This window comes from Cellulomonas taurus (assembly GCF_012931845.1).
Taxonomy (GTDB): Bacteria; Actinomycetota; Actinomycetes; order Actinomycetales; family Cellulomonadaceae; genus Cellulomonas; species Cellulomonas taurus.
Map to the genome: position 1 here is coordinate 1,687,603 of NZ_CP051884.1, position 12,034 is coordinate 1,699,636.

Consider the following 12,034-nt stretch of genomic DNA (forward strand, 5'->3'; position numbering starts at 1 on the left):
CGACCGACGCCCCCCGTCACAACGGTGTCGCGTCAGCTCACCGGTGCCCGATCCGGTCCACGGTCGGACGCCGGCCCACGACTCATCACCACGAACAGCGCACCGGCCGTCAGCAGTACCCCGCCCGTCGCCAGCAACCACCGGGGGTCGGAACCGGTGTGGGCGAGCACCTCGCGCACGGTGGCATCGGTCACGGTGCCGCTGCCGGGATCGGACCGGTCCCCAGGGTCGGTCGTGGAGCCGGACCCGTCGGGTGTGCCGGACCCGGGGGAGGTCGGGTCGACGGGAGCCGTCGATTCGGTGGGGGTCGGGTCGTCGGGGGCCGATGACCCGGCGGGTGTCGACGACGGATCCTCGGTCGGCACCGGATCGTCGGTCGGCGCCGGGGTGGCATCGGGGGCCGGATCCGCGGGGACGGCGATCGCCACCACCGTGCTGCTGGTGGAGGAGACCACGTTGCTGGCGACGGCCCGCACGTAGACGGTCGACCCGGCAGCGCCGGCCGGGATCGTGATCGAGCTGGTCACCTCGTCGCCGGTCCCGCTGGTGGTGGCACCCGTGAGGCTGGTCCAGCCGCCGACCCCGTTGGCCGACGTCTGCCAGGTGATCATCGGACGATCGTCGCCGGTGGCGACCACCGTGAGCGTGTGGCTCGCGCCCGCGCTGGTGGTCGCCCCGACCGGCTCCGTGGTGATGACGGGCGGCGAACCGTAGGCGTACGCGTCCGGGTACGTGTAGACCGCGTTGCCCGTGGTCACCACCACGTCCACTCGCCCGGCGATGTGTGCCGGGGTGACTGCCTGCAGGGTCGTCGGGTTCACGCGGGTGACCGACGTCGCGGCCACCCCGTCGAAGGTCACCGCGTCACCCGGCACCGTCACTGGGACCGGAGTATCGGAGGACGCGACGGCACCGCCGTCGCCGAGCTGGCCGTACCCGTTGTCGCCCCAAGCCCAGGCGGTGGCCGCGTCGGTGACGGCGACGGCGTGCTCGTACCCGATCGCGTAGCTCGTCACCGTGACCGTCCCGAACACGCTGGTGTCGATCCTGGTCGGAGTGCTCAGGGCCTCCGGACCGCCGCTCAGCAGGAGGCCGGAGTGGTTGTCGCCCCAGCCGACAAGACTGCCGTCGGACAGCTGCACCAGCACCGAGGCGAGTCCCGCGTGCATCGACGTGACGGTCGCGCCGGCGAGCGCGCCGGTGTCGACCAGCGTGGGCAGCGTCACGCTGGTCGCGTCGGTGGCGACGCCCGCCGCCCCGATGTCGTTGCGGCCCCAGGCGTAGACCTGTCCGGTGGTGGTGAGGGCGTAGCTCGTGGTGCCGGCCGCCACCGCGGTGAACACCGTTCCGGGCGGGAGCGCGGAGGTGTCCACCGCGACTGGACCGCTCTCCTCGCTGGTCGAGCCGATACCGAGGTTGCCGAACCTGTTGCTGCCCCAGGTGAACAGCGAACCGTCGGACGCGAGCGCGATGAAGGTATCCGCGCCGGACTCGACCTCGACGATGGTCTTCCCCGCCATCGCCCCTGACATGTCGACGGCCGTGGGGGAGGAGATGCTGGTCTCGTCCGAGGCCGTCCCCAGCGAGTAACCGGTGTTACCCCAGACGTAGACGGCTCCATCGGAGGTCACGACGGCAGCGGCGTCGTAGGCCACCGCGATATCGGTCACGGTCTTGCCGGCCAGCGCTCCGGATGTGTCGATGGGGGTGAGGTCCGTGCTGAACTGGACGTCGGTGGCACCGGTCATCACGCCGCCGTAGCTCTCGCCCCAGGCGTAGACCCGCCCGTCGGAGGCGAGGGCCAGCCCCAGGAAACCGGTGGGGGCCGCCGCCACCTGGGTGATCGTGGCGTCCCCGATGATGCTGGTGTCGATCGTGGTCGGGACGGTCGAGCGCTGCTCTTCTCCCAGGATCGCACCGCCGCCCCAGGCGTAGATCTCCCCGGTGGTGGTCACGCCGATCGACGCCTCCTCACTGGTATCGACCTGGGCGAACTGGAACTGCGGCGAGTCGATCGCCACGGTGGTGCCACCGGCGGTGGATCCGTATCCCGGGTCGACCGCGACGGCCGCGAGGGCGACGAAGGAGGCAGTCGCCCCCGCCGCGAGAACTCCTGCAAGCGCGCTACGGCGCACAACTGTCGACAACAAACCGAGATCAATCCTTCAGACGGGGTACGGGGAACGGGGTGCTCAGTGGCGGGTCGGGTGCGGTCCGGCCGAGCGGCCGGCGAGGACGAAGACCGCCCCGGCGAGCAACAGCACACCGGCACCGGCGAACAGCCAGCTCGGATCCGAGCCGGTATGCGCGAGCACACTGCGGACCTGCGCATCGGTCACCACCGTGCTGGTCGTCGCCGGGCGCGCCTGCTCGCCGGAGTCGGCCTCGGCGGTGCCGCCAGCCCCAGCAGGGCCCGCGGCCCCAGCAGGGTCGTCAGTGCCGACAATGCCGGCGGAGTCGTCGGTCGTTGTCGTGCCGGTGGGGTCGGCGCTCGGCCCCGCCGTCGGCGTCGGATTGGTGCTGGGCTCGGGGGAGGGGTCCTCGGTGGCCGCCGGGGCGGGACCGGTCGCCTCGGGACCGGTGGCATCGGGGTCAGACGTCGGCTCCTGGTCGGGACGTGCTGAGGACTCCGGCGTCGCGTCCTCGACCGGCTCCGCGGTCGCGGTCGGGTCGGGTGCCGGGGATACCGTCTGTTCGGCGGCGGGTGCGGTCGCGACACTGGTCGGCTCGGCGGTCGGATCCGGGCTGACGGCGGCGGCAGTGGCGGTCACGGCGGCACTCGCGCTGATCACCTGATCCACCGCGTTCACCGCCACGGCGCGGTAATGAACGGCCGTGCCCTCGGCACCCGTCGTGACCACCAGGGTGCTGGTCACGGTGCCGTCACCGTTGTCGGTCTGGGTCGCCCCGGGCGCTGACGTCCATCCGTCGGTGCCGGTGGTCGAGGTCTGCCAGCTGACCGCCGGCAGGTCGTCACCCGTGGCGGTCACACTCAGGGCGACCTCCGATCCGGCCGGCGATGTGGTGTCCGCGGGATCCGTCACCGTCGGCGCGGTGCCATAGGTATAGGACTGGGCGAACACCAGCACCCTGTTGCCGATCGTGACCCGGACGTCGACCGTGCCTGCCGCATGGGGCGGGGTGACGGCAGAGATGGTGTCGGCGTCGATCCGGCTGATCTCGGTGGCGGACACCCCGCCGAACGTCACCTTGTCGGTCGGCAGGACGACCGCTACCGGGAACTGGCTGTCGATGGACGTCCCGTCGCCGAGCTGCCCGGCACCGCCGGCGCCCCAGCTCCAGCTGCTGTGGGCGTCCGTGGCGACCAGGACGGCGGTTCCGGCCGCGAAGTCGATCACCGCCGCTCCACCGAGTGCGCTCAGACCCATCGTGGTCGGGACCACCACGTCGGTGCTGCCGGTGGCGATCTGCTGGTTGCCGTTCGCCCCCCAGCCGACCATCGAACCGTCGGACAGCAGCGCGAGGGTGTAGAGGCCGCCGCTGTCGACGCTTGCCACCGTCGCGTCGGCGAGAGCACCGCTGGTGATCGGCGTGGGCAGCTGCCAGTTCGTGGCGGAGCCGGTGCCCAGCTGGCCGGTACGGCCATTGCCCCAGCCGTAGACGTCGCCGTCGGTGGTCAATGCCGTCACGGTCCACATCCCGGCGGTGACCTCGGAGAACGTGGTGCCGTCCGGCGCCTGCGAGGTGTCGGCCTCGACCGGGACCGCGGAGAACGTACTCCCGGTGGCCGTCTGGTGAGCGCCGTCGTCACCGAGCAGGCCGTAATCGTCGGTGCCCCAGGTGAAGAGGCGGCCCTCGGCGCTGACGACGGCTGCGGACACGTCGGTGACCGCGCCACGGACCAGGGTGACACCGTCGAGTACGCCGCTGGTGTCGACGGCGACCGGAGAGGTCATCATCGCCGTCCCGTCGAGTCCGGCACCCAACAACCCGGAGGTGTTGTCGCCCCAGGTGTACGCGGTGCCGTCGTCCGCGATGGCGAGCGATGTGCCGGAACCGGCCGCGATGCTGACGATGGTCTTGCCCGCCAGTGCGCCCGTGGTGTCCACAGCCACCGGCACCGTGGAGTACGTGGAGCTGGTGGTGCCGTTGCCGAGCTGGCCCTGCTCGTTCGTCCCCCAGCCGGCGACGGTGCCGTCGGAGGCCAGGACGAGCGCGTAGGTCCCGCTCGCGCCGACGGCCAGGTCCGTGATCGTCTTGCCCGCCAGCACGCCGCTCTGGTCGACCGGGACCGGGACGCTGCTGAGGTTCGCGCCCCAGGCGTAGAGCTGATTGTCCCGGGTGAGGCCGACCGACAGGGTTTTGCCCTCGTCCACCTGCACGAACTCGAACTGCGGGGCGTCGATCGTCACGGCGGTGCCGCCGCTGGTGGACCCCGCCTCCGGGCTCACCGCCTGCGCGTAGGCGACGAACGACGCCGCAGACGCCTACGCCATCACGCTGGCGATCACGCCACGTCCGGCCACTCTCATGCTCTACCCCCGGTCGTCGTCCTTCGGTCGTCACCGAAGCGTGGGGCCAGCTGGGGGTGGCCCAGACCGGGGCGCGGGCGGAGTAGGTGGGCGTCACCTAGGGAGAATGTCGGGCTTCGGCGATTTGGCCGCGATCACTGGCGACTGAGCGGTGCACCACTCAGTGTTGTGGGTGCAGGCGGACCCCGACCATCGCGATGTCGTCCTCGCCCGGACCGCCGGGAAGCTCGGTCAGGAGGGCGTCGCAGAGGTCGGTCAGCTCCAGGTGTCGGTGTCGACCCAGGGCTGCGCGCAACTCGGCCAGACCGACAGCCAACGACCGGCTGCGGCGCTCGATCAGGCCGTCGGTGTACATCATCAGGGTCGCGCCCCGCTCCACCACCAGCTCCTGGTCCTCCCGCCGGTGCGTCGGGTCCACCCCGAGCAGCAGACCGTGTCCGTCGAGGGTGTGCACCTCCCCGGCGGCGTCGATCACCATCGGCGGCGGGTGACCGGCGTTGCACCATCGCACCCGGGTGACGCCACGGCGGTACTCGTCCTCGGTCTGCTCGATCCGGGCCACCACCACCGTCGCGATCACCGGCAATCGGAGGGTGTGGGCCGCAGCGTCGACCTGCCGCAGGATCTCCCCGGGACCGGAATCGGTGACCACCGCGACGGCGCGCAGCATCGACCGCAGCTGCGCCATCAGCGCTGCCGCCTCGATGTCGTGACCGACCACGTCACCGATCACCAGCACGGTGGCGCCGTTCGGCTGGGTGAAGGCGTCGTACCAGTCGCCGCCGACCCGCGCCGCCTCCGCCGCGGGCTGATAGCGAACGGCGATCTCCAGGTCGTCCGGCTGCACCGGCTCGGTGAGCAGCGAGCGCTGGAAGCTGGCGGCCACATCCCGCTGGCGGCGGTAGAGCCGCGCGTTGTCCAGGGCCAGGGCGGCCGCCGAGGCGATCTCGGCCAAGCCGGGCAGCTCCTCCGGGGACAGCGCCGCGCGGTCCGGGCCGTTGAACAGGGTCAGGGCACCGAGGGTGCGGCCCCGGGCGGTCAGCGGTGCCACGGTCAGCGAGGCCGGAGCCAGCGCGGCCACCAGTTCCCGGGCCCGGCCGGGCCTGAGCACCTGGTCGAGGGCCACCACCGCTCCGGACGGGACGTGCACCGGCTCGCCGGAGTCGATGGCGTGCATGAGCATCGAGGAGTCGGTGAGGGCGGCGATCCGGGCGGCGGCATAGTCGCGGACCAGCTCGCGCCGGTCGGGGTCGACGTGCCACCAGCCGATGTCGCGCAGCCGCCGCCGACCCGCGCGGGACTCGTCGTCCTCGACCAGGGTGATGACACACCAGTCGGCGAGCGCCGGGACCAGGATCCGGGCCAGCCGACCGACCGCCACCTCGGCCTCCATCGTCCGACCGAGCTGATCCAGCACGTCGGAGACGAGCGATCGCCGGTCGGTGGTGAGCTCGGACTCTGGCACGGTGCTCCTGATCGCCGGGCTGGGGGCGGTCAGTATGTCAGCGGGGTCCGACGATCCGGTAGCGCAGCCAGCGGGTGCCGTGGGTGAACGCGCGCTCGTCCAACAGTTCCAGGTCCAACCACAGACCGCCGGGCCAGAACCGCAGTCCGCCACCGACCGCCACCGGTGCCAGGTAGGGCTGCACCTCGTCGACGATCCCGGCACGCAGGGCCTGCGCCGCCAGCGTGGGACCGTCGATGGTGACGTCATGGTCGAGTCCATCCACCCACGCGCGCACCGCCACCGGGTCGAATGCTCGTTCCAGCCGGGTCCGGGCGGTGGTCACCTCGGACAACGTGCGGGAGTACACCACCTTCTGGGCTGCCCGCCAGACCTCGGCGTAGTGCCGCACGAACGCCGGCTCCGGCGGAGCGGTCTCCCAGAACGTCATGGTCTCGTACATCCGCCGGCCGTAGAGGTAGGTGCCGACCGACCGGGTCTGCTCCGCGATGAAGTCGTGCAGCGCCGGATCGAGCGCGCCGCCCCAGGTGCTGCCACTGGTCGAGTCGGCCGCGTACCCGTCCAGCGAGGTGAACATCGAGTAGATCAGGCGCCCCATCGCCCCACGGTAGGTGGTCGGCCGTCGCATGGCCCGCGGGGGCGACCGGCTGCGCCCAGGGCGACGCCCTCCGACGTCCAGCGAACCGGAAAAGTGCTGGGCCCTCGCCGCGTCACCTGGTTAGTGTCCCGGCATGACCGCGACTCCGCTCACCGCCCGCACCGCCCTGGTCACCGGCGTGTCCCGGCGGCGGGGGATCGGGTACGCCGTCGCCGTCGAACTCGCCCGTCTCGGTGCCAGCGTCGTCACCCACGACTACGCGCCCCACGACGCCGACCAGCCCTGGGGCGCGGATGACCTGACCGCCGTGCACGACGGAGTGCGGGCGGCTCTGACCGCCGGTGCCGTCGCCGCCCATCACTGCGCCGATCTGCGCGACCCGGCCGAACTCGACGCGATGTTCAGCGCGGCCACCGCCCTGACCGGATCCGTCGACATCCTGGTCTGCAACCAGGCCCGCAGCGGGGGAGACGGGTCCATCCTGGACATGACCGCCGATCGGCTGGACGCGCACTGGCAGGCCAACACCCGTGCGACGTTGCTGCTCACCCGACGGTTCGCCGCGCAGTTCGGAGCCGGTGGGCCCGAGGCGCGGCCCGGCGACCGCCCCGACCGTCGCCGCACGATCGACCCGGCGACCGCCCCGAAGGTCATCTGGTTCACCTCCGGACAGCAGCACGGGCCGATGCGGGGCGAGGTCGCCTACGCCACGTCCAAGGCTGCCCTGGCCGGCGTCACCGCCACGGTCGCCGCCGAACTCCTGGACCTGGGCATCGTGCTGAACACGGTCAATCCGGGGCCGGTGAACACGGGCTACCTCGATCCGGCGACCACCGACCGGGAGCTTCCCGCCCTGGACACGCCGTTCGGGCGGTGGGGTGAGCCGTCCGATCCCGCGCGGCTGATCGGGTGGCTCGTGAGCCCGGCCGGCTCGTGGATGGTGGGGCAGGTGCTGACCACCGACGGGGGACTGGGCTGGAGCTAGTCCGCGACGCTCACGGTCGTCACCGACCGCAGTCGCTCCATCGTCGGTGACGGCCCTGCGTCGGTCAGCACGCCCGCCACATCGGACCACGGCAGGACCTGGAACGGTGAGGCGGCGCCGATCTTTTCCGCCGAACCGAGCACCCACGTCTCCGCCGACCGCGCCGCCAGCGCGCGCTTCATCGCCGCGTCGTCCGGGTCGCCGGTGGTGAGGCCCGCATCGGGATGCACACCGGTGACGCCGAGCAGGAACAGGTCGGCGCTGATCCGCTGGGCCGCCTCCACCGCCGAGGCGCCGCCGGTCACCGCCGAGTGCTTGAACAGCACCCCGCCGATGACCACCACCTGGGCGGTCGGATGGTCGACCAGCGCGGCGGCGACGGTCGGACTGTGCGTCACCACCGTGCAGTGCAGATCGCGGGGGAGCAGCTCGGCCACCGCCAGCGCCGTGGTGCCGCCGTCCAGCAGCACCGTCATGCCGGGACCGATCAGTCGGAGTGCTGCCCGGGCCACCCGCTGCTTGCTGTCCGGGTTCACCCGCCGACGGGCCGCGTAGTCGACGACGGCGGGGGAGACCGGCAGCGCGCCGCCGTACACCCGCTGCACCAGACCCTCGGCCGCCAGCTCGCGGAGGTCGCGGCGCACGCTGTCCTCGGAGATGCCGAGCTCGGCCGCGATCGACTTCGCGACCACCTTGCCCTCGCGTGCCAGCGTGTCGAGCAGATGCGCACGTCGTTCGGCTGCCAGCATGATATCTCCCGTTCCTGCACGTTTATGCGTACTCTAGCAGCATGACCTCCGCACGCATGGGCATCGACCAGCCGGACTCCCGTGGCCGCACCGGGCTCGACCGGGTCGGCCGCGACCTCACCGCCAACCCGAACGTCCGGGTCCTCGACGTCGAGGTCGTCTCGGACGGGTGGCACGTCCTGCGGCGCACCACGTTGGACTACCGCCGCCGGGACGGGCGCTGGACCACCCAGCAGCGCGAGACCTACGACCGGGGGAACGGCGCGGCGATCCTGTTGCACGACCCGGACCGCGACACGGTGCTGCTGACCCGCCAGTTCCGGTACCCGGTCTACGTCAACGGCCACCCGGACGGCATGCTGATCGAGATCGCGGCCGGGTTGCTCGACCAGGACGCCCCGGACGACGCGATCCGTCGCGAGGCGGCCGAGGAGCTAGGCGTCCGGGTCGGCGCGATGACCCACCTGTTCGATGCCTACATGAGCCCGGGATCGGTCACCGAACGCGTGCACTGCTACCTGGCGTCGTACACCCGGGACGACCTGATCGGCGACGGCGGCGGGCTGGCCGAGGAGGGCGAGGACATCGAGCGGATCGAGCTGCCGCTGTCCGAGGCCCTGGCGATGATCGCCGACGGCCGGATCGCCGACGGGAAGACGATCATGGCGCTGCAGGCACTGGCGTTGCGCGGCTCTTCCGGGACCGGTGGCGTCGGGTCGGGTCCCGGGTGACGATGACGGCACCGGCAGCCTCACCGTACGGCCGTCGGAAGGGGGAGTCTCGTGATCACGCCGGCACTGCGCGTCCTCGTCGTCGAGGACGATCCCGACGTCGCGGCGTTGACCGCGACCATCCTGGAGCGGCGCGTCGGGTGCCGGGTCATCGTCCTGCCCGACGCCGTCCGGCTGGTCCCGACGCTGGCGGCCTTCGATCCGGACGTCGTGGTCACGGACATCCAGCTGCCCGGGACGGACGGACTCGAGGTCGCCAGGGTGGTCCGGGAGCGCGCCCCCGCCACTGCCGTGATCGTGATGACCGCGCATGCGTCCGTCGAGCATGCGGTCGGTGCGCTGCGCAGCCGGGCGGACGAGTTCCTGGCGAAACCGGTGCCGTCCGCGCAATTGACCGAGGTGGTCCTGCGGCTCGGCACGCGTGGTCGTCAGGAGCGGGAGCGCCGCAGCAGCACCGTGGTGCTCGCCATCGGTGCCCACCCCGACGACGTGGAGATCGGCGTCGGTGGGACGCTGGCGGCCCATGCCGCTGCCGGTGACGACCTGGTCGTGCTCACGTTGTCCCGCGGTGCCCGGGGTGGTGACACCGACGTGCGGCAGCTCGAGGCGCTGGCGGCCGCCGAGGTCCTGCGTGCGCGTCTGTTCCTGGAAGATCTACCGGACACCCAGGTGTCCCATGCGGAGCCCACCGTGGGCATCATCGAGCGCGTCGTCGCCGAGGTGCGTCCGTCCGTCGTCTACACCCACACGCGACACGACCGACACCAGGACCACCGCGCGGTGCACGACGCGGTGGTGGTGGCGACCCGCACCGTCCCGACCGTGGCCTGCTTCCAGAGCCCATCGTCGACCGTCGATTTCCGGCCGCACCGATTCGTGGACGTCGCCGAGCATCTGGACACCAAGCTCGCCGCCCTACGCTGCTACGCGTCTCAGACGGCCATCCGTGACTACCTCGACCCCATCGCCATCCGTGCGGCTGCGCGGTACTGGTCCCGTTTCGCCTTCGGTACTGCCGTGGAGCCGCTCGAGCTCGTCCGCGACTCCGGGGGGATCGTCTCCCGGGTCCGGGAAGAACGGGCGGCCTCTGCGGCCGAGCGCGCCCGAACGACCGGTCCCGGCCATCCGGGTGAACAGCGCCCGGGGGCCGAGTGACCGATCTGCCCTTGCGCGACCTGCCGTCCGAGCGGGCCCTTGTGCTGAAGCACCTGCCGACCGTCGTCGGATTCGCCGTGGCACTGGTCGTGGTCGCCCTGTCACCCAGCACGTGGATCACCGACCCCGCACCGCTGACGGTCGGCGTGCTGATCTGGCTGATCGCCACCGGCTGGGCGTTGCTCGTGGCTCGGCGAGCCCGTGGGAGGCAATCCGTCGACGTCGGCGAACCGTGGGGTGCCGGCGATCGTGGGGCGGTCATCGTTCCGCTGCTCTCGCTCGTCGCTATCGGCCTGTTGCGGGCGGGGACCGGGGGCTCGGACTCGTTGTTCACCGCGCTGATCGTCCTGCCGTTGATCTGGATCGCCTCGGAGCCGGGGCGCGGCGCAGTGGTCCTAGCAGCCGGTGCAGCAGCAGCCGTGCTGGTCGTTCCGCCGGCGTTGGGCATCGGCCCGTCAGACGGTCTCACTCCGTGGCGCGCCTCGTTCGCACCTGTGGTCTACGCCCTCGCGGCGCTGACCGTGAACGAGCTTGCGCGGAGGCTACGAGAGCACCTGGCGCTGTCGCACACCGCGGAGCGTCTCGCCCGGGGGGTCCTGGACGCGGTCACCGAGCAAGCAGTGGTCGGCTGCACACCTGATGGGGTGATCGACATATGGGGCCGTGGAGCCGAGCGGTTGCTGGGAGCGCCAGCGGGCCGGGTGGTCGGTCGGCGCCGTATCGAGGAGCTGTTCGTCGACGTCGACCCGGACGACGGTTGGGAGGGACCCCTGGAACCGCGGCAGCCGGACGACGGGCGACCCGGCTTCTCGGCGCTGGTCGCTGGGGTCGAGCCCGGTCGCGTGCGCCGGGTCGAGGGCACGGCCGTGCGAGGAGATGACGCACATGTCCCGGTGGAGCTGGTGATCACCGCCCGACGCGCTGATCGCGCCCAGGCAGCCGGCTACCTGGTCGTCGCCACGGACCTGACCCCTGCACGCGATCGCGCACGCCTGCAGGACCAGTTCGTCGGCATGGTGTCCCACGAGCTGCGCACCCCGGTCGCCTCGGTGCTGGGCCATCTGGAACTGGTGCGTGACGACCCGCTGACGGACGATCAGATCACCTCGCTGGATGTCGCCGAGCGGAACGCCCACCGGCTCATCGCGCTGGTCGACGATCTGCTCCTGACCGCGCAGGTCGACGCCGGACGGCTCCCGGTGCACCTGGACGAGTTGGACTTGGGGCAGGTGCTGCGCAGCGCGGTCGAGTCGGTGTCACCCGTCGCCGCGCGCGCCGGCGTGTCCTTGACGGTGCGGGCATCGCCCGGCCCGGTGCGAGGCGACCACGGCCGTCTGACCCAGGTGTGCGACAACCTGCTGTCCAACGCCATCAAGTTCACCCCGGCCGGGGGATCGGTGACCGCGACCGTCCACGCCGATGGTCCGGACGTCGTCCTCGCGGTCGCCGATACGGGCCACGGCATCCCCGTTGATGAAGTCGACCGGCTGTTCGGCCGGTTCTTCCGCTCGTCGACGGCGACCCGGCTCGCCGTGCCCGGCGTCGGACTCGGTCTGACCATCACCCGTGCTGTGGTCCAGGCGCACGGCGGCTCGATCGCGGTGGCGAGCGTCGAGGGGCGCGGGGCCACCTTCACGGTGCGATTGCCACGCCTCGCGGACCGCTGATCGCCGGGTGGGGTGCTTCGCCGGCGCATGATCCTGCACGTGCGCAGGCCCGGCACCGGTCGTTGCGATTGAGCCACCCTTGGGGATGATCGCCTGATCGGCGCTGGTCGGACTGGTGCAGAGACACGTATCGAGGTGAGACGAATAGCGAGCTCCGACTCGCCTAGGTTCAGTGCCGATAATGCACGTTA

General features: G+C 71.7%; 9 protein-coding genes. 4 read left to right on the top strand and 5 right to left on the bottom strand.

What is annotated here, in order from left to right; genetic code table 11:
- Nucleotides 1–32 precede the first annotated feature (32 nt).
- The 4 genes from HGK68_RS07850 to HGK68_RS07865 form a co-directional block, all read right to left on the bottom strand.
- The gene (locus HGK68_RS07850) at nucleotides 33–2,147 is read right to left on the bottom strand and encodes an RCC1 domain-containing protein (protein WP_206155829.1); all 2,115 of its coding nucleotides are present in this window, start codon (nucleotides 2,145–2,147) and stop codon (nucleotides 33–35) included.
- Nucleotides 2,148–2,192: 45 nt separating this feature from the next.
- A complete protein-coding gene (locus HGK68_RS07855; RefSeq protein WP_169165462.1) occupies nucleotides 2,193–4,412 on the bottom strand; it encodes an RCC1 domain-containing protein in 2,220 nt (739 codons plus the stop codon).
- Nucleotides 4,413–4,653: 241 nt separating this feature from the next.
- Nucleotides 4,654–5,958 carry a PP2C family protein-serine/threonine phosphatase gene (locus tag HGK68_RS07860; RefSeq protein WP_246260674.1) on the bottom strand — a complete coding sequence of 435 codons (1,305 nt, stop codon included), beginning with the start codon at nucleotides 5,956–5,958 and terminating at the stop codon, nucleotides 4,654–4,656.
- A gap of 37 nt (nucleotides 5,959–5,995) precedes the next feature.
- The gene (locus HGK68_RS07865; RefSeq protein ID WP_169165463.1) at nucleotides 5,996–6,556 is read right to left on the bottom strand and encodes a dihydrofolate reductase family protein; all 561 of its coding nucleotides are present in this window, start codon (nucleotides 6,554–6,556) and stop codon (nucleotides 5,996–5,998) included.
- Nucleotides 6,557–6,689: 133 nt separating this feature from the next.
- On the opposite strand from HGK68_RS07865, the gene HGK68_RS07870 reads away from it, so the two are divergent.
- Complete coding sequence (locus tag HGK68_RS07870; protein ID WP_169165464.1) at nucleotides 6,690–7,541, top strand: SDR family oxidoreductase; 852 nt, start codon at nucleotides 6,690–6,692, stop codon at nucleotides 7,539–7,541.
- On the opposite strand, the gene HGK68_RS07875 is transcribed toward HGK68_RS07870, so the two are convergent.
- The gene (locus HGK68_RS07875) at nucleotides 7,538–8,290 is read right to left on the bottom strand and encodes a DeoR/GlpR family DNA-binding transcription regulator (RefSeq protein ID WP_169165465.1); all 753 of its coding nucleotides are present in this window, start codon (nucleotides 8,288–8,290) and stop codon (nucleotides 7,538–7,540) included. The two genes, HGK68_RS07870 and HGK68_RS07875, sit on opposite strands and share 4 nt — an antisense overlap.
- A 41-nt stretch (nucleotides 8,291–8,331) precedes the next feature.
- Here HGK68_RS07875 and HGK68_RS07880 point away from each other — a divergent pair, with 41 nt between their 5' ends.
- From HGK68_RS07880 to HGK68_RS07890, 3 genes are read left to right on the top strand one after another with little or no spacing between them, the layout of a single operon-like run.
- Nucleotides 8,332–9,021, top strand: a complete 690-nt coding sequence (locus tag HGK68_RS07880) for an NUDIX domain-containing protein (protein WP_169165466.1) — start codon at nucleotides 8,332–8,334, stop codon at nucleotides 9,019–9,021.
- A 51-nt stretch (nucleotides 9,022–9,072) separates the two neighbouring features.
- On the top strand, nucleotides 9,073–10,176 hold the full coding sequence (locus HGK68_RS07885) for a PIG-L family deacetylase (protein ID WP_169165467.1): 1,104 nt from the start codon (nucleotides 9,073–9,075) through the stop codon (nucleotides 10,174–10,176).
- Entirely contained in the window at nucleotides 10,173–11,843 is a 1,671-nt protein-coding gene (locus HGK68_RS07890; protein ID WP_169165468.1) for a sensor histidine kinase, read from the top strand. Before HGK68_RS07885 ends, HGK68_RS07890 begins: the two co-directional genes overlap by 4 nt.
- Nucleotides 11,844–12,034 lie beyond the last annotated feature (191 nt).

Excerpts from the sequence above, each read along its gene's own strand:
- HGK68_RS07865 (WP_169165463.1), bottom strand. The coding sequence starts at position 6,556 with ATGGGGCGCCTGATCTACTCGATGTTCACCTCGCTGGACGGGTACGCG.
- HGK68_RS07870 (WP_169165464.1), top strand. The coding sequence starts at position 6,690 with ATGACCGCGACTCCGCTCACCGCCCGCACCGCCCTGGTCACCGGCGTG.
- HGK68_RS07880 (WP_169165466.1), top strand. The coding sequence starts at position 8,332 with ATGACCTCCGCACGCATGGGCATCGACCAGCCGGACTCCCGTGGCCGC.
- HGK68_RS07875 (WP_169165465.1), bottom strand. The coding sequence starts at position 8,290 with ATGCTGGCAGCCGAACGACGTGCGCATCTGCTCGACACGCTGGCACGC.